16 protein-coding genes are annotated in these 18217 nt (G+C 58.1%); 6 read left to right on the forward strand and 10 right to left on the reverse strand.

The genetic code is table 11. From position 1 onward, the window contains the following. Window positions 1–85 precede the first annotated feature (85 nt). Window positions 86–763, forward strand: a complete 678-nt coding sequence (locus UB31_RS27715; RefSeq protein WP_045003444.1) for a membrane protein — start codon at window positions 86–88, stop codon at window positions 761–763. 209 nt (window positions 764–972) lie between these two features. On the opposite strand, the gene UB31_RS27720 is transcribed toward UB31_RS27715, so the two are convergent. Then, window positions 973–1362 carry a type II toxin-antitoxin system VapC family toxin gene (locus UB31_RS27720; RefSeq protein WP_045003442.1) on the reverse strand — a complete coding sequence of 130 codons (390 nt, stop codon included), beginning with the start codon at window positions 1360–1362 and terminating at the stop codon, window positions 973–975. Beyond that, on the reverse strand, window positions 1349–1624 hold the full coding sequence (locus UB31_RS42260) for an AbrB/MazE/SpoVT family DNA-binding domain-containing protein (RefSeq protein ID WP_045003440.1): 276 nt from the start codon (window positions 1622–1624) through the stop codon (window positions 1349–1351). The genes UB31_RS27720 and UB31_RS42260 overlap by 14 nt, the downstream gene beginning before the upstream one ends. Before the next feature lie 567 nt (window positions 1625–2191). On the opposite strand from UB31_RS42260, the gene UB31_RS27730 reads away from it, so the two are divergent. Next, complete coding sequence (locus tag UB31_RS27730; RefSeq protein ID WP_007614457.1) at window positions 2192–3541, forward strand: tyrosine-type recombinase/integrase; 1350 nt, start codon at window positions 2192–2194, stop codon at window positions 3539–3541. A gap of 402 nt (window positions 3542–3943) precedes the next feature. Here the strand turns inward: UB31_RS27730 and UB31_RS41695 are convergent, their stop codons facing one another. The 4 genes from UB31_RS41695 to UB31_RS27745 form a co-directional block, all read right to left on the reverse strand. Beyond that, window positions 3944–4117 (reverse strand): hypothetical protein, encoded by a 174-nt coding sequence (locus tag UB31_RS41695; protein WP_156175583.1) that lies wholly within the window; start codon window positions 4115–4117, stop codon window positions 3944–3946. An 802-nt stretch (window positions 4118–4919) separates the two neighbouring features. Continuing rightward, a complete protein-coding gene (locus tag UB31_RS27735) occupies window positions 4920–5672 on the reverse strand; it encodes a DUF3800 domain-containing protein (RefSeq protein WP_045013157.1) in 753 nt (250 codons plus the stop codon). 10 nt (window positions 5673–5682) lie between these two features. Then, window positions 5683–6528 (reverse strand): GIY-YIG nuclease family protein, encoded by an 846-nt coding sequence (locus UB31_RS27740; protein WP_156175584.1) that lies wholly within the window; start codon window positions 6526–6528, stop codon window positions 5683–5685. Window positions 6529–6852: 324 nt separating this feature from the next. Further along, window positions 6853–7455 (reverse strand): hypothetical protein, encoded by a 603-nt coding sequence (locus tag UB31_RS27745; RefSeq protein ID WP_045013159.1) that lies wholly within the window; start codon window positions 7453–7455, stop codon window positions 6853–6855. Window positions 7456–7906: 451 nt separating this feature from the next. On the opposite strand from UB31_RS27745, the gene UB31_RS39965 reads away from it, so the two are divergent. Together UB31_RS39965 and UB31_RS41700 are read left to right on the forward strand one after the other, a co-directional pair. After that, window positions 7907–9013, forward strand: a complete 1107-nt coding sequence (locus UB31_RS39965; RefSeq protein WP_156175585.1) for a hypothetical protein — start codon at window positions 7907–7909, stop codon at window positions 9011–9013. 9 nt (window positions 9014–9022) lie between these two features. Continuing rightward, entirely contained in the window at window positions 9023–9190 is a 168-nt protein-coding gene (locus UB31_RS41700; RefSeq protein ID WP_156175586.1) for a hypothetical protein, read from the forward strand. Between the two features lie 170 nt (window positions 9191–9360). Here the strand turns inward: UB31_RS41700 and UB31_RS27755 are convergent, their stop codons facing one another. After that, complete coding sequence (locus UB31_RS27755; RefSeq protein WP_156175587.1) at window positions 9361–11253, reverse strand: esterase/lipase family protein; 1893 nt, start codon at window positions 11251–11253, stop codon at window positions 9361–9363. A gap of 633 nt (window positions 11254–11886) precedes the next feature. On the opposite strand from UB31_RS27755, the gene UB31_RS27760 reads away from it, so the two are divergent. Both UB31_RS27760 and UB31_RS27765 read left to right on the forward strand, forming a co-directional pair. Next, window positions 11887–12132, forward strand: coding sequence for a hypothetical protein (locus UB31_RS27760; protein WP_045013161.1), 246 nt, complete (start codon window positions 11887–11889; stop codon window positions 12130–12132). Then, on the forward strand, window positions 12129–14600 hold the full coding sequence (locus tag UB31_RS27765) for an AAA family ATPase (RefSeq protein ID WP_045013162.1): 2472 nt from the start codon (window positions 12129–12131) through the stop codon (window positions 14598–14600). The genes UB31_RS27760 and UB31_RS27765 overlap by 4 nt, the downstream gene beginning before the upstream one ends. A 47-nt stretch (window positions 14601–14647) precedes the next feature. Here the strand turns inward: UB31_RS27765 and UB31_RS27770 are convergent, their stop codons facing one another. The 3 genes from UB31_RS27770 to UB31_RS42265 are packed head-to-tail and all read right to left on the reverse strand — an operon-like array spanning window position 14648 to window position 18051. Then, window positions 14648–17005 (reverse strand): nSTAND3 domain-containing NTPase, encoded by a 2358-nt coding sequence (locus UB31_RS27770; protein ID WP_245306073.1) that lies wholly within the window; start codon window positions 17003–17005, stop codon window positions 14648–14650. 31 nt (window positions 17006–17036) lie between these two features. Continuing rightward, entirely contained in the window at window positions 17037–17783 is a 747-nt protein-coding gene (locus UB31_RS27775) for a DUF3223 domain-containing protein (protein WP_045013163.1), read from the reverse strand. Between the two features lie 13 nt (window positions 17784–17796). After that, window positions 17797–18051, reverse strand: coding sequence for a hypothetical protein (locus tag UB31_RS42265; RefSeq protein ID WP_197090872.1), 255 nt, complete (start codon window positions 18049–18051; stop codon window positions 17797–17799). Between the last annotated feature and the right edge of the window lie 166 nt (window positions 18052–18217).

Genomic DNA, 18217 nt, shown 5'->3' on the forward strand with positions numbered 1-18217 from the left:
GAATTCGGCCTGCCATGCGTTTCGGTTGTCTTGTGCTGATATCGATCGTTTCCGCTGTGCCCGCGAAACAACGCGCGATGGCTGGATGAGACGGTTTCTGTCGGGGGCGTTGCCGTTTTACGCGCTGGCTGGATTGGCCATGTGCATGTACCTCGTCCTGTACAAGACGAATCTCTTCGACTTGAACGCCATCGTCCAGGATGCGACCGGTTCATCATGGTTTCCGGTTTTCATGTTCGTCTGCGTGCTCCTGGAGTCGGTCTTCCCGTATTTTGGCTATTTTCCCGGAACCGCCCTCATCTTGATGTCCGTGGCGCTGAATCCGAAGCCCGCGGATGTCTCCGTTTTTATCGTGGCGTGGCTGGCCATCATCGCGGGCGCCGTCTTAAGTTACGGACAGGCTCGTTTTTTCAGACCGCTCTTGCAGCGGGTTGCTTCGAAAGCGGCGCTGAACCGGTGTGAGTCCCTCCTCGACGCCTACGGTCCTTACGCGCGCGTTGCCTTGTTCGTTCATCCTAACGCTTGCGCGATGTATTTCACGGCACTCGGACTTCTCGGCCGCAACCTGACGCGAGAGCTCGCCTATCTCTGCGTCGGTGCAGCAGCCTCAGTGGGCATCTTGTTCGTCGTCGTGACCAGGCTTGTGTCGTCCGTGGGCGCCACCGATGACGGGGAATTGCAGGTGCTTCTGGCGGCAGCGCTGGTGGCCATCGGGACCCTCGTCGGCCTCTACGCGGCCTTGCGGCCGGATCGGGCTGCTTGAAGGTTGAGGGATCAAACCTTGGACCTCTCCCGTGTGAACCTCAATCCGTGGCTACCTGAGGCTCACTGCTGTGGCGAATTGCTTGGACACGATCTGGTCCGCTGCCGTTCGCCTCGGACATGTCGCGGTGATCTCGTGACGTAGCTCGCTGACGCCACGCGCGAGAAGTGCATCGCGTGGTGGCGCGCCCTCGCGCAGCGCAAACGCGTTTATGGCAACCGGACCTTTGCCAAGCCCATCGCCTTCGCCGATCTGACGAATCGCTGATCGAACGTCAGGAAGGCATCGCAGGATGCCGCCCGCCCAAGGTGGAGCGAATCGGCAAAATCCATGCCGTCGTCCATCCGATCCAGAGCAAATGCGACCAGCCCGGGATCCTCGAGCACGACGTTGGGAAGCCCGCCGAAACCCCGGAGCGCCTTGCACACGCGATTGGCGTCAAAACCATACGCACTGCGCAGTACCCATTCAGTTTCCAGCATCACAGTCGTGCAGACGAAGACCTCCTCTCCGTCGATGACGGCTTTGGCTTTCGCCGATTGCTGGGAATGATCGCCCGTCAGGTAGCGAACGACTAGATTGGTATCAATCGCGAGCATGACGTCGTCGCGCCTCTGCGGCGATGCCCGCCTCCATCTCTTTCACGCTCTTCGGCTTGCCTCGATAGGGTAGCGACGCGAAGACGTCCCCCGGCTTGGCCGTCGGGAACGGCGAGGACGGCTTCAGAAGCACTCCGTCCGGTGTGCTCTCGATCGTGAGCCGCGTACCCACCCTCCAGCGCTGCTCTTCGCGAATCGCCTTCGGCAGGACGACCTGGCCCTTGGTTGAGACGGTCGTTGTCAACTTGTCGGCAGCCATCAGACATCCTCGGTAAGACGCAAGTAAGATAGGCCGAGCTCACGCGTCGGGCAAGGGCGGAGCTAACTCCGATCGCCGCAGATGATGCCATCCTGCCCCTGTTTTGCCCGACGGAGCAAAGGGATTCGGAAAAGGCGCAACCCATTGATCCGGCTCGCGACGGCTACTGTGCATGGGGTTGTTTTCGACATTTTTGATCGGACATTCTCGAACGCCGACAAGGCGTCGATGACTATCCGCAACTGGTCCAGGTTCAGGAAGATGAATGGTGGGCGCACAAGGGATCGAACCTTGGACCTCTCCCGTGTGAACCACAATCCGTAGACCACAGCCAACCAAATTTGGCCATAGTGAAGTTCTAAAAACCCTTTCGCAGCAGGGATTTCTGGCCATATGGGGCCACAACGGGCCATAGCAGGCCTTACTACAATTTGTATGCCCTGGCTGTGCCCTCGGTGAGTTTTTCCCTTGGGGCACACCAGAGCCGGGAACGCGAAGGGAACGGTTCCTGATCCGTTTTTGGGTCTCCCCTCGATGTGCCCCGGGGCACAAGGAAGAAGGGCAGGATCGATGGAAACGAACGGTAAAGATCTCAGGCCCGAGAACCACCTGAAGCTCACTGACGCGGCGATCCGTGCGTCCACGCTGCCGTCGGGCAAGTCGCAGCATTATCTCCACGACACAGAGCAGCCAGGGCTTGCGATCAGGATGCGCGCGACTGGCGGCCGGACCTGGGTCTACATGTTCACCAAGCCTGGGATGAAAGGCACCCAACGCAAGACGCTAGGCGCATGGCCCAAGTTCAACGAGAAGGCCGCACGCCAGGCCGCTACCATCGCCGCTGCCGAGGTGGTCAAGGGGGTGGATCCGAACGACGCCAAGCGCGAGGTAATGCGGCAAAAGCTCGCCGACAAGCAATGCACGACGCTGGCGATCCTGATCATTGAAGATGGCCCCTACGAAACGTCCTTGACCGGACGCCAGGTCGTCAACTGGAAACCAGCAATGTCGGCGCTGCGACGCGGTCTCAAGGATCATTTCGATCTCGCCATCGGCGAGCTGACGCGACGGCAAATCATGGCGGCAGTGGACAAGATCACCAAGACCGGTAAGCGCGGCGCGGCCAAGGACCTGCGCAAGCACACGCACACACTCCTCGAATGGTGTGTCGGTGAAGGTTACGTCGAGCACAACGTGCTCGCCGGCTATCGCGCGCCCAAGGAAACCCGTGCGCAGAGGGTCGGGCGCCGAACGAAGGGCCGCGCGCTGATCGATGAGGAGATCATCAAGGTCTGGCACGCATCCGGCAAGCTCGGGGCTTTTGGGCAATTAGCACGGATGTGCCTGCTCGGTGGCCCGCGCCGCAGCGAGCCAACCATGATCGAGTGGCGAAAGCACATCATGGATGACCGCATCACCTTCGATGCGGCATGGACCAAGATGGGCCTGCACCACGATGTGCCGCGCACCCACCTCGTTGATGAGGTACTCGCGGCAGCGAAACATTTCCAGCGCGCGACGTCCGACTATGTCTTCCCGTCACCGAAAACAGGCGGCCAGATGTCGGGTTTCACCAAGATGGTCAACCGTCTGATCAGGGAAGCGGGTGTCGCCAAGTTCACCATGCATGATTTAAGGCGCAGCTTGAGAACGATCATGTCGCGCTGCGGCTACGACAACGAAATCCAGCGGCTGTGTGTCGGGCAAAAGCCGCGTGGAATCGATCAGGTCTACAATCACGACGAACAGTGGATCATCCGCAAGATGGCGTTCGAAGCGGCTCATGATTACATCGCGGAGTTGGTCGGTGCGAAACGGGCCGGCAAGGTCGTGCGGTTGCAGCGGACGAATCCGCTCGACCCCATCAAGGCCGAGCTGCTGGGCCGTCTCCGCGAGCATTATGCGGCTGGGGCGGCTTAGTGGTCTTAACGCATCCGGCCAAATAGTCGCGCACCGCATCGACACGATAAAGCGGGCGGCCATCGACGTAGCGCCATTTCAGCGGGTGGTTCGGATCGCGCCGCCACTGCTCCAGCGCTCCGGGCGTGCGCCGGATGACCGCGGCCGTCTCCAAAGCCGTCAAATTAGAGCTGCCCGGCAGCGTCTCGATATCGAACGTCGCGGGCGGTGGCATGCCCCGGTTCTTGCGATGGCGCCTCGCCACACGTGGGATTTTCCGACTGCCTGGCGACCCTAATGCCTCGATCCGAGTCTTTTCGTCCTTGCCGCTCATGCCTCCGCCCCGAACCATGATCGGTCTGGGGCAATAAGATATCGTAGACGTCTCCAGCAAGATAGAAATCAAGAGTGCGGGTATGGCTGCTAGGTAGCTGCGGCGTACAAATGGGACGGATCGTAGGCGCTTAGTATCCTTGCAACGACAATCGATATGTTGTCGCGTCCGCCATTTGAGAGCGGATCGGATGCACAGTCTTCCACGCCTTTGGCGGCATCGATAACCGAAGCCACTTCGTCTTCACCGACCATGTCGGTCAATCCGTCGCTGCAAAGCAGGAGGGTCTCCCCGATCGTCAGCGGCCCGGTCGAGCCGAGGTGCGGCCAGATGCGGGTGTTTGCGACGCGCCCGCCGAGGGACTGGGTGATGAGGTGTGAAGACCGACGCGGGCCGGGTCCGCTCGTACCTATCGGTACGTCGTCGTGGCTCAGTCGGACAAGACCGGAAGACGAGTGACGATACAGCCGGCTGTCGCCGACGTTGAAATGAACGACACCCGCGCCGCTGACGGCAGAACCGACGATCGTCGTGCCATGCCTCTGGCTGTGGAACAGGAGGTCGGTGGTTCGAGCCCACCCAACTGTACCAATAAAATCAATAACTTATACCGTCATCGACGAAATGCTGCAATCGCCAGCTACCGCATAGCTACCACGGCAACCTCAAGATCGATCTGGTTCCAAAAACGTTCATTCGTAGTGATGGGGTGGGGCCCGTGACCTTCCAAGTGGCGCGGCGAAGTCTGCGGCTCTTAGCGTGAAGGGTGAGACCAAGCGGGAGCTGTGCAGCAGATAGCATGCTCCACGGCAGCAGGCGCGCCCCATGCCATTTTGGTCTCCGCAATCGCGCCGACCGGAAGCAAACCCTGCTCTAACTCGAAATCCGCGGGACGACTTGGGATCGCTGGGATGCTGGGCTCGTCAACGGATCGCGCCGGATGGAAACGCTCCAAAGCTAAGGACCAACGGTGGCGGAAACTGAGCCCCTGCCCGAGAGATCGACAGGGGCTTTCTCACAACCTAGGTCATGTCGCCCCGGCGAAGTGACCAGATCGGCGAACTGTCAGGAAGCCATGTTCTTTTGCGCCGAGGGCCCGGACTGATCCGTTATATTCTTTACGACCTCTTCGAGCGACTGAACTATCTGGCCCATGTTATGCTTCCCGATATGAACCGCGACGACTTTTGGCTTGAGGATCTGCCAGGGTTTTCGTTCTGGCTTGCCTGGTTCCTGAAATCGTTTGTAGGCCTCGTAGGCCAGAATATCCGCCGTCTGCAACGGCATCTGCTCAAGCTTGCCGCCAAACAGCAGTCTCATCGGTACCTTGTTTGGGTTCGCGTTCTTGCTGATGAAATCGAATGAAGCAGCGGCCTCTTTCTCGTAGCTGTTGTTCTCGTGAACAAACTTGAGAGCTTCTTTCTTGTTGGACTTCAGAAGTTCGAGCAACGACTGCACCAGCCAGTGAAAGCAGGTCGTGTATGGATTGCCGAGAGCCTTCAGCAGTTCTTCCTTGCCCTCGGTGGCTTCGCGAAACTCCTTTTTGTTGAGCGCGATCACCGCTCCGGCAATTTTGTTGCCCATGATGACCGGTAGAAGCGTCTTCACCAGTTCAGTGCGCTCATCGGGCGACCAGCCTTCGAATTCGCCCACGCGGTTCGCAGCATCAACGGCGTGGAAAACCTTGATAGGGCGTTTCGCCTTTTTCCATTCCCGCGACCATTCCCGCCAGGCTTTGGGCCGACCGGCGTAAGCAGCGACGGTTACGACATCCGCGTCACCATGGGTCCCGGATTCGTCGACATAGATCTTGATCACGGCAGTGCCCCTAGTTTGAGAGGAGGTGCCGTGAACGTCTGACCATCCTCCGCTGCAACGTGGACGCGTCCCCGGCGCGAACTTCAGATGATCCCGCCGAGGCAATGAACGTCTTGATGGCGTCCGTCAGCCGAAACCATTCGCGGCTGTAGCGAGCCGCTTCGAAGCGTGTGTGAAGCTCGCGTTCCAATGATCGCGTGCCTTCGATCGTCAGGTGGATAGTGGGCTCAACATGCGAGGCCGTCCGTAACGACTTCAACCGCCTCTCCAGGCACGTCGTAAAGCCGATTTTCACGAATTCCGGATTGTCGGTACTGATCAGGTAGACCACGGTTCCGGAGAACTTCACCTCGCTGCTGTAGATCTCATTGATGGTACGTCGGCACTGACGACGCACATCTTCGTCGAAGCAATCGGTTCGATCCGGACGTTCTTCTGGATAGCCATACGCGACACGGGCCGCCACCGTTGCCTGGCGAGCCAACGGTTGTGTCAAATCGCTCGCAAGACTTGCGTACGTGTTTCGCAATGCAGTGACAGTGGACACCACATCATCGATCGAATTGAGAGCTCGTTGCTTCAGGAGCTTGTCGTCAAATACTTGGGTATCGTCGCTGCATTCGGATTTCTCAAAAAGCTCCAGATCCATGTCGGTGGGATCAAACCGGGCATACAGCCATCGACGCGCTGTCTCATTTTTTGCCCTCGCCAGCAACGCCTTTGCCGCCGCCCTTGACATATTGCGCAGATCATCATCGTCGCAGAGGATGATCCAATCTTCCGGCAATGAAAGAGGGGCATCAAAGCGCTTCAGCCTGTCGGCCAATGCCTGGATCGCTTGCTCCTTTTCCAACACTTCCTAACTCCAACCGAGGGACCGAATCTCTTTTGGGTAGTAGCAGATTTTAGTCAATCTACAGGCTGGGAGCACTCCATGGAGCGTCCGCGAAACGTCTAGGCTGGGGATAAGGACGCCCAAGGCAAGGGCGGGACCAGCCGAGTGTGATTCGCGCCTGCTTGGCCTTGCCGTCTGAGTTGTTGCGATCCTACCCACAGGGATGGCTCGTCCGGGGGACGGCATCGTCGCGACGCGCCAGCCTTGGCCCCTCATCGATATCGGTTCTCGGGCCGAGCCGCCGCACGGACGTTGCGGAACCCGGCCCTTCATTTCGCTAGGACTTCAGTCCTTTTTCGTGAACAGGGCCTGCATCGCCTTCACGGCAGGAGAGTCGAAGGCTTGCTTGATCATCTCCAGCTCCCGAGCTGAGGGCATCGCCAACTGGCGCGGCATCGAATCGAACATCACCTGCAAGCGAACCTGATCCGGGAGCGGGGCGAGGTGCTTCACTGCCTCGGTCGCCTTACGGTGCATCTCGATGGCGGGCCCGAAATCCTTTTCGTACCGTGCCAATGCTGTTGCGCCTTGTTCGATGGCTCGGAGAAGGCCCTCCGGCGGGCGGTAGCCGCTACCGAATGCCACCAGGCCCTCGAAATTGGCGCTCGCGACCGGCCGCGAAGACTTGCGCTCGGCGCGCCAGCGCGCCTCGGCCAGCGTCTGCTCGCCGACCGTCTTCCATTTGGCCTGCCAGCGGGTCACGGTGGTCAGCCGTTGCCGATAGCCGGGTCCGGTGAATGCTCCGGTGTCGAAGATTGCCTTCATCGCGGTCATCGGTTTCAACGCCGGATTCGCGATCATCGCGTCGGCCACCTGCTCCAGCGCGATCTTGTCCAACTTCAAATCGGTGCCGACCGGCCGGCCACGTCGTTTCATGGCTTCGCTCATGTGCAGGGGGACTCCTTCAACCCCAACGCCTATTTAGGTCGCGTGGCCCGATTCCGCTGCTGAGAAAAATTCCGTCGAAGCCAAGAATAATTGCAAACTGACCGAGAATAATTCGCCTTGAACGCGAATCGGACCAATAATAATTCGGCAGTCCGGTTCGGGCCACCCGCGGCGCTGGAACGTGCGGCAAGGTCGCTGACGTCGGAGGTCTCCCTCGGGACCGGATGCCGGACGAGCAAAGATCACGGGACAATTCACTCCTAATTCTTGAAAAAATCGGCGAACGGCTCTAGATTCGGTTCAAGTCGCCTTCGTCGGCTAGGCCGCTGCCTTGGCAAAGGACTTTTGGTCCAACGACTACTCCTTCACTTAGCTCTCGCGTCCGATTCCCCTCATTCGGCCGATGAGACGAGCAGCGCGTCTTAACCCGGCCGAGATGAAGGACGCTCGCATGTTCTCGACGCTCGAAGGCGCGAAGAAATTCGCGAAGAATCTCAAAACGTTGTTCGGCGACAGCGGGATCATTTTTCCGCTTAATCGCTGCCAGAAAGCCGCCGCGATCGCAGGCGGCTTTCGAGATTGGCACGACCTCAGCAGATCGTTGGCAGGCTCGGATCGACCTGTCGATGCTGGCGCATTTCGCCGCAGACTGATCGCGTGTCTGCCCCAGCCATGCTGGATACCCACTTTGTTTTGGTTGGATGAGGGGAATCTGGAGACGGTGGACGGCGACGGACTCTCGCACGACTACTATCGCGCCGTCGTGCCCTACGTGTTGTCATCGTCCGTCATTCACCGAAGCAAATCCGCTCTGCTTCGGCCTGGCTCCGGACCCGGACAGCGGTTGCGGGAATCGATGGTCGTCTCTCTCTTGCTCGGAGGAAAAGGCGACAAAAGATTGATCCCGCAGCTCGAGCCGGACACCCTGGCGCTCGTCGTTTCCGGCGACATGGCAAGCCTTTTTGGCGACGATGCGGAGCATCCTCGGTTCGAGAAGGATTTTGCCTCCCTCGTGGCGGCCGGCATATTCGAATACGAAGATGACATTCTGCGGGTCCTGCCTGCGGACAAGGACGAGGTCGCCGCGCACGCGGCCAAAGGGTTCACCGACCGCGCGCAGTATTTCGCTGGCGTCGGAGGCGACGAAGCGATCGAAGCGCTCGCCGTGGCGCTTTCCGCAACCGGAATCGAGCAGGCTACACGTGTGGCGGAAGCCGTCGTCGGCAAAGGTTCGGAGACGCACATCACGCCGTCGGGGCCCATTCTCGAGATGTTGTCCAAGCTCGCAGAGGATGGACAACTGATCGCCGTTTCCCGGGCTTGGCGCGTGTTTTCAATGATCCATCCAGAAAGTGCAAACTGCGTGCGCGAGTCAGTGCCGGCGAAGGTCTCGTCGCTCTATCTCGCCCGCAATCGCGGGATCGATGCCGGAAAGATGGTCGAGTGGATGTCGACGAGATCGGAATGGGCAGAAGAGGTGAAGGCCGCCCTGCACGATCCGGCGCGCTTCAAGAGCACCGTCGACGAGATGGCCGACGCGATAGAGGCGACGCGCTAGACGCGGGTCTTGCGTCGTTATTCCCTGCTGTCGCATTTAAAGACCGTTCCGGGATCGACACCCGACAGCGTCGATGCGGCCGCCTTGGGATCGTGGATCGATGTCGTATTGCGGCTCGGTGAGGAGACGGGCCGGGCCGCGGTCACCTTCAACTATGTCGGCCGGCTGCTTGCCTAACTCCTGCGCGCTGCAGCGTACAAATCGGACGGACCGGAAGCGCTGTTGGCAAGCTCGTAGCCTGCCGTCCCCATGCTCACGTGGCCCCGTTGGGTCCAGCAGCTGGTACAAAAGCTCACTCTGGGAGATTGGATTGCGATCCCATGCTCTATGTCGAGCGAAGCTGCCCGCTATCGACTTTTCTTCTGAGGTAAGGACTTCGGCGCTTCGATTGGTGGTCCAGGTGGTTGCGGAGCCGGCAGGTTCAAATAAATACCGCACTCGGAACTTGGACATAAGGCTGCATTGACCATCCGGCCTGCTATCGGATCCGCAGGAAAGAACCCGACTCCGTCTACGCGAGCTGGCGCAAGCGCCTGAAGTACATCGTTCAGCGTGAGGTCAGTGTAATATTGCGTGCGTTGAAAATCGGTCGGTTTGCAGTCGATATAGCAGCCGTTGGTTACGAGGTAATTCTGTCGAAGCTGACCGACTAACGCGGCGAGTTTGTCATCCTTCGCCGGAGGATCCGGGGCGCGTCGCCAAATCTGCATATCGTATTGGCCTAGCGGCCCCCAATTTTGATGAATCCGACAGGTCAGACCTAGAATATCTCCCGCGCTTTTCCGAAGCCGAAGGGCTCCCTGGCTCATAATATAATCCCCGACATAAGCGAGTAATGGCTCGCAGTGGAACGAATGCTTAAGTGGATCGTCCGTCGTATCAAGCGACTGCAAAGCCCCAAAATCTTGGAAGGTTGCCTCTTTGAGCGTCTTATTTGGACTCCCGATTGCGGAGCCTTTGACGATCAATTCAAAAGGCGGACGTATGGTTGCCTTGCAATCGGACGAATTCAGGTCATGAGATATTATGGTGGCCAAGACTGTGTCGCCCTGTACGGTACCGGAGACGACTTGGGCAGGTTCTTTACTGGTGTGGATGATTGAGATGCGGCATCCATCCCTATCGAAAACCGAATTGAAAAGTGCACTCTGATTTGGCTCGCCCAAGACAGACTTCACAAAGTCCGTCCGCGTGAGCCCAAACGTGAGCTTTGAGGGGATAGTCTTATCCCACGGTTCTCTTCCCGGAGGCGGCACAGGTCGGAAGAGAAAGTAAACTGACGCTCCGATCGCAAGGATCGTTGCAACGCGAACAATCTTTGGAAAGGCAAAAACCGGCTGCGACCTTGCAATTGGAGGCAGGGGTTCCTTCACTAGACGATGTTCTGGAGGGACCGAATTCCCGAAGTTTACTTCCAGCTCCGCGCGAGGGTCCGGCGGCGGCGACTGTGAAGCGACACGTCCGATAAAGTCCTTAATGAGAAGATATTCGAGCGCGGATCGATCGACCGGTGTCGAGATATTAGTGTGGTTTTTGTCTAGTGGAGTAGCGGTTACTCCGTCAAGAACAGGGTCGGATGCACCAGGTGCTACGATGATACCAGCAGGAGTGTGCTGCGTCTCGTAAAATGCCAAATGTGATAAGCCTGTGGCTCTCCCCTTGGCCCAGTTGCGATAGTCATTGTTTAATTTTTCGAGAACGGGGTCATCGAGCTTCAAAGCCAAAGTCATGTCAGATGGCCAGGCTAGAAAGCTCAACTTCTCAAGGAGCGTAGCTTTCCCAGAGCCGGTATGCGGGGTCCCCATGAAAATGATGCCCCGCACGTGATCGAGCAGTGCTCCTGAGCTCGCGTCTTTCCGGTTCGCCAGATCGAGCATGATCTGCTTAATGAGAAGTCCACCAAGGCTGTGAGCGATGAAGATCGTGGGTTTGCTTTGCAGGGATGTCTCCAACAGCAACCGTTGCAATACATTTGCTGCTCGTCGCTGGAATGGCATCGACGTTCCGATCCAATTTGAGATCGGAGCTTCATAGCTCAAAGTGAAAACTGCAATGTCCGCGAGGTCTTGCGCAAGCCAGAGAGGCCAGAAGGTGGGATCGGCAGATGCATCATTCATTCCGCTCCGCCACGTGTTATAGGCGTGCCCATTCAATCCGTGGACAAAAACCACGTTGAGCGTGCTTCTGTCTGCGCTGGTTGCTCCGTCTTTCCAGGAAGCCAATTTGATGAGATTAGACATTGGATGGCTCGTCCAGCCCCAGTGCGCGCTACTAACTTGCTCGAATTAGTCGATAAATGCTCATGAAGGTGCTTACCCCGGTAAGACCGGGAAGGTTTCATTTCTTAGGCAAAGCGCATTGTCCTTCGACACCTCTGTTCTCGAACATCGAAAATGCGAGCTGGGTAATCGGATCGCCTGAGAGAATGCTCATCGCCGGCACGAATCAGTGGGATGGAAGATCGCAAAGCATAGCAAGATGAGTACACACAAGTACAAGTATTGCTCCTGCTTAGCCGCTTCGTCGCAAGCGGGATCCGAACCCGCGGCTGGTACCCTCGCTACCAGTTCGCAGGGAGAAGCTGGCTACTCGCAGTTTACGTCCGGCTTACCACGCTCACCCTCTACAGCTGCCCCGAGGTCGCGCCCCAAAGTGGCGACCGGCAGCGACCTTGCTCGGGATCCGCATTCCGGATCTGGCGGTGCCGCTGGCTGGCGAGTCTGTTTCCGATCGAGGCGCTCGGCCTCCATGCCTGGCACGGGCTCCATCTCGTCCAAAGCTGCCGTACGGGCCTATGACAGCGGAAAGACGGGTGTGCTAGCAACTTCAGAATCGAGTAGATATTCGAAGGGGATAATACGCCGGGGGCTATAATGGCGAAGGACAAGCTAACTGCGTTCGACATCGATGACAATCAAACGGTCGATCAAAATATTTCTGCGTTCACGAGCGCACTCAAAACAATCGATGAATCTCTGGCAAGCGTCTTATCCACATCGCTTTCGAAGATCAGCCTAGAAATCCCATTCGATCAAGACGAACTGCTTGACGCATTGTACGCGGTGACCGCGCCCGTCGAGCCCGAACAACCTTCCTCCAGCGAAGGCGCCGCACAATGAGCGGTTGGTATCTTCAAAAGGTCTCCATCGAAGGGTTTCGCGGCATCAACAACGAGGGTGCACCGCTCGTACTCAAGCTCAAACCGGATTGCGTCAATTCGATTTCCGCGCCCAACGGTGTCGGAAAGACATCAATCTTCGACGCCATCGTTTATGCGATTACCGGTCGAATTCCGAAGTTGGAGGATCTACCGGCAGCCGAAAAGGGACCATCCTACTATCTTAACCGCTTCCATACTGGTGGCGTCGGGACCGTCGCTCTGACCTTAGAGCCGGCCGCCGGTGGCGCGGAGGTCACCATAACCGTCCAGCGCGATGCCGCAGGCGCCCGGACTGTCTCGGCGAGCAACGGCGCAGATGGAGACGCCATTCTCGCTGATATCAATCGCGAGTTCGTCCTCCTTGACGGAAAGACCTTTCAGGACTTCATCGACTTTTCACCGCAGAAGCGTGGTCGATCGTTTGCCGGACTGCTCGGTCTGAAGCGTTACTCCGCCTTGCGACAGGGCCTTGCGTCGCTCGCGAACACGAAGGCATTCAACAACCACTTCGGCGTGGCCGCCAAGGAGGCCACTCAAAACAGCGCGACCGTTACCGCACAGCGCGCCCGGGCCAACATCAAGGAGGCCTACACGGCGCTCGTCGCAGACGAGTATGATCCGGCGGAAGCCGAAACGACGATGCTCGCGAAGGCTCATTCCGCCCTTCATGGCGTCGAGCTGCTTAGGCCGCTTTGCGAGGGTCGCACGTTCGAGGAGATCGACCCGTCGGCTTGCGTCGATGCCGCAAAGACCGCCGAGGGTGGTGAGGCATGGGAACAGCTCGCGAAAATCCTCCGCGATCAAACGAGTTGGATTGACGCGGCGAAAACCGCGCCAAGCGAAGAGGATGCCGGGCGTCTGATCGAGCTAGCGGACGCCCGCGACGTTGCGCTGCAGGTCACCCAAGGGGTTCTATTCCATCAGCTCTACGGCCTCAGCGAAACCATCCTTGCCGATGACTCCTGGGCGGATAAGTGCGTCTGCCCGGCATGCGATCGATCGGATACCAATTCGGTTCTCGATCATGTCCGTCGTAAAATCGCCGACTTCGAGGCGGTTGAGGCGGCTTCGGCTAATCTGGTTCAAGAGTGGACCGAAAGGGGCTGGAATCAACTCGACGACCTGGAGCGGTTGGGTCGCCAACCTGAAGAGCAGGCCCACCTTGCCGAGGCAAAGGACATCGGCGTCAAGGGAACCCTCGACGGCACGCGTGCACGTGCCGTTACTGAATGGCTGAAGACGCTGACCGATCGCGCCGACGCGAAGGTCGCAGAGCTCACGGATAGTAAGATGGCTCTGGAGAAGAGCTTGCCCAACAAACTCACGGCCGTTGTCGAAAAGGCTGAAGCCGCACGTCGTCTTCAGACCAATCTGTCGGACTTGCGCGCCGCCATGAAGGGGCATTCCGACGTCGGCGCGGAACTTGCGCGGATCGCCCGGGTAAAGACCTTTCTCGACGCCGCGAGCTCATCGTTCGCCAGCTCTGAATCCGCTACAAGTGCGCGTCGGCTCATCGCCATCGAACCGGTCACGCGGACCATCTTCGCGGCCATCATGTTCACCGATGTCGTGCCAGCACTGAAGAAGCGTGTCGGTAGCGAGGATCTCTCTATCTCCCTCGCACAATTCTGGACCCTGCCAGACATTTCAGCTCAAGCCGTTCTCTCCGAGAGCTATCGCAACGCCTTTGCGATCAGCGTCTACTTGGCAGCGGCGTCGCTCTACGGGGCGGGGGCCAAGTTTCTCATTCTCGATGATGTGACATCGAGCCTCGATTCCGGGCACCAGTTTCATTTGATGAACGTGATCAAAGGACAATTTGCCCGCCCCGGCGTCCCCAGCGGTCCACAGGTGGTTCTGCTGAGCCATGACACCGTTCTCGAAAAGCTGTTCAACACTAACGCGAATGAGGGAGACTGGTGGCATCAATGCATCCAGGGCACCGCGCGGACGGCCGTCCTGCCGCAGTCGGGTGCGATCCACAAAGTCCGCGATGCAACCCACGCCTTTCTCGACACCGGTAATACGGACGATGCTGCTCCGCGGATCAGGCAGTATCTGGAGTTCAAACTCGAGGAAGTCATCTCAAAGGTCGGCGTACCCGTACCGATTGCCATTGCTTTTAACGACGACAAACATATGGCAAAGAACCTGATCGACGCCATCAAGGCAGCTGTCGATCTCCACGATGCTGCTCGCCGCCTGGTGTTGGAGCCTGCCCAGATCACCGGTCTCGGCACCGCTGTAGCGACCATCGTGAGCAACTACCTGTCCCACTGGTCCACTGGTCAGACCCACGCCTTCACTGCTCCTTCCTTGAAAGGGGTGATGCAGGCGATTGAGAATTTCGCAAGCTGCTTTCAGTTCGAGCACCCAGCCGGCTCGGGTCAGTACCGCTACTATCGCTCGCTTAGCCAAAAGTTTTGAGCATCGGTGGTGAGGTCCTCTTGCCGGCCCTGATGAGCTCGGCCTGATTAGCGATCAACGTCATCGAAAATAGATCGCCTCGCAGGAGCCGCAGGTGCAACCGGTTTCGATTCTTGTTCGCGCGGAACTGGAGACATGTAGTTCCACTCAGCCTTATGGTCGGGTTTGTCCTCGGCCTCCTTGCGCTCCGTAATATCTTCGACGGCTGCCGCCATCGCCTGGCGCGCCTCATCAATTAATTCCTCTGTTGAGGCGTCCAGATCCTCGAACTCGCTCAATATTTCTAGGCCGCGCGAATAGTTTTCGAAATGAGATTCCGGATCCTCATCGAGGTCCGCGTCCTCGGCAACAGCCTGAATTCGCTCCGGAGCTTCGACCAGCGTCTTTGAGCGCATCTTCATTCCCAGCGAAATCACCTCAGCCGCCGGGATCAATCGAAGAATATCGCCTTCCTCAAAGAACGAGAGATCGAAGTCCCGTAAAGCGGCCTCTCGAAGGCGTGCGGCTGTCTGCGTTTGGTCATATTCGTCCAGCCACCCCAGACGATACGCACGCGCATGCGCCTGAACTTTCGGATCGTGAGACACGCGATGGCTCTGCCACGACTCACGCCGAAGAATTTCATCGTCGGCGACGACCACTCGTTCAAAGACCTTGTCGCTCGCGCGTTCAGCGAGAAATCGGAACATCGACCAATTGATCGACGTTTCGTTCGGAATTCGAGATAACCGAGCGACCAAGACGTCATCCAACGTTGCGGGGATTATCGGAGCATCTTGCATTGACCGCATGCCTTCGCAAACGAAAGTGCCGAGAATGGTCTCAATGCTCGCTCCGCGCAGGAGCGCCGCTATAAAATGCGGTCGTTCTCTCAGGATGCTCGTCAGCGCATCAGCAATTGTCGGGTGTGCGAAGGACCATGTTTCGGTGCCTGCAACAACAGCCGTTCGAAGAAAAGATCCCTTCAGCTCGGCCAGACTATCGCGGATACGCGGCGCCGCCACGCCGGTGAGCTCGCTCACAACGGACGCCGCAGCCGCGTCGATTGCATTGTGCGGCATTGCGCCCTGATGAACATAGACGAGAATAAGTGCGGCGCGCAGCGGATCATCGAGAGCATTGATCGTGTCGATCAGGTGCTCTTTCGGCTCTCGCATAAAACGTAGCAGCTCCCCCTCTGTGACCGCCAAGCTTTTCGTAAATGATGGATCTCCAAGGCGCTCTGCTATTCCCGGGAGAAATTCGGGAACAGCCGCAACTTCTTCCAGATAGGGCTTAACGCTGCGCTTCCAGCTCTGTGTTTGGGCGCCAAACGTGATGTGGTTGTAGAGGATTTGGCCCTTTTCAGATGGACTCAGGTCACCAACGTCAACGATCGCGCGGCCATCAACGAACATAGGCAGATTGCGCTGTCCGAGCCGCCATTTGGCTGCCTCATAAATGTGCCGCCGAGAGGTCAGGAGAAAGCGATTTCCCCGGCTGATTGCGGCCTGGACTTTGCGAAACGTGGACGCCCAATCCTGGACATACTCTTCGCGAACGACGTTGGAGCCAAAAGCATCATCGATCCAGAAAAATCTGCCAGGATCGTGAGGATTCCACCCGGCATCGAAGTCTCGAGGGCTCGTGAGATTGAGAACAGTATGGCGCATGTCCTCAGAGGCGATCGTCGACAATATTGCGCCGATCGCCGATTTGCCGGTGGATGGATTGCCGAGCAGTAAGACGACGCCGTGTTCGTTTAGAGCGTTGACGGCCTTCCGGTGTGCAGCAGTCGGGACATAGACCTTTAGCTTTGGTATCCAGTGGTCCAGCAACGCGCGCGTCTGCTGGACCAGGCGCTGGTCAAGAATCGCCGAGAGATCGCCAAGACCATATACCTGTGGCACAAGCGCTCGAAGGCGCGCGCTGCTACGTATTGCTCTTACGAGATATTGTTTTCCAAGAACGTGCGCCTTCTTAACGCCTAACGCATGAAGCCTCCTACGGAGCTCCGCCGCGACAGGAGCATCGACGCTCATACTGGTCATGAAAATGTAAGTATGGGCTTGATCTCCAGCGACGAGTTGCTCGACGTGCTCCAGTTCAGGGGTCAGGTCGCTCGCCTTCAGTCGTTGTGAGGCGTTCGATGAATGCTTGCACTGCACGCTACCGACCTGTGAGGCGGCATCGTCGGCGGATCGGATGAGAAAGACAGCGTCTTGCCCACCATCCTGCGCTTCGCGGAATATTGCGACAGGACGGTGAAGAACTTCCTCGCATACCTGCGAACAGAGATCCTGAAATGCTTTCCAGCCGATGCTGTGGAGGGCCAGATCACTCCACGGCCCTTCAGCTCGAGCGGTCGCAACCACCGCATCGGGATTGGGCATCTCCCGGGCAGTGATGAGATCGTTCTTTTCCATCGGCAAAGTCATTTCGATATTCGCTCGCTCCCTAAGCCTCCAGGTGGACAGGCCGCTTAATTCTCGGCCGTCGTTGCTCCGCCGACATTGCCAGGTTGGTCGCACGCGACACGATTCTCAACGTCACAGCGCCGCTATGGAATTGCCGAAAAGCGTCAACGACAGATGCGTCAAGAAAGCTGGTAGCCGTCTGGGCATCGGCGGGGGGTGTGAGTATTCCGGCAGGGACGCCGTGCTGCCATCCGCGGGCCGCGCGGAAACCTACGACCAGTTGCCCAAATGTCGGATACGCATGATCCAAATGAGCCTCCCCAAATGAAATCATCTCATCGGAAAGATCGCACGGTACGCGGCCAGAGCTATCGCCATGGGTCTCGAAATGACGCTTCTTTGCGGCGAGAAGGTCAGCTGCGACAGCACCCCTGCAAGCGTCGTAGAACTCTTGAGCGTTGGATTTCGGTTGTCCCTTCACCGCATCGATATAACTGAAGTCGGTGTCGGTGCCGTCTGTTCTGTGAACCCAAAATCCGGGCGTCGAGAAATTCTCTCCGACATTGCGTCGCCGAAGAAAATACTCAACCCCAGATCCGATCTTGGCCGGACCATGGGCTATGATAGCGTCGTAGCGTTCGAGAAGGGCAAGCAGATCATCTTGATCGTCGCGGCCTTCCACGACCTGATCGTCCGCGTAACGGTGGAGCATTTGCTTGAAATGGGCCAAGGCCGCCGTCTGCGTTTTCCACGATCGTCCGCTTGATAGAGTAATCGCTTTTGCCATCCTCCCCCTGCCCTCATCTAAACAGCGCTGCAACGCCGACCATCGGCCGGAGCAGCTTCATTGGTTGATCGGGAAATGGCAGAAATCGTTTCGCGTTCGTAGAATCTCCGCGCATTGTCATCTTTCGCATCGACGTCGCCGCGAAGGAGGCGATCTCCCTTCGCCCCGCGCGATGAAGAGCATCGTCCAGCCAGAATAAACTGAAAGCGAACGCAAACAGCGCCGCGCCGAGTACGCCGTAGATATTGAGAAGCGTCTTGCTATCCACAGGTTGTTCCTCGAGCGCTCGCAATCCTTGCAGCAAGCGACTAATATGGCAATGGAGGCTTTGCGTATTCCCGTTGTGGCGATCGGCGGTACGGCCGACGGGCGCGTCGCCGCGGCGTTAATCTTGAGCGCGAGCTACGGGCACAAATGCAGGTCATCGCGAACGA

The organism is Bradyrhizobium sp. LTSP849 (assembly GCF_000938255.1).
GTDB lineage: Bacteria > Pseudomonadota > Alphaproteobacteria > Rhizobiales > Xanthobacteraceae > Bradyrhizobium.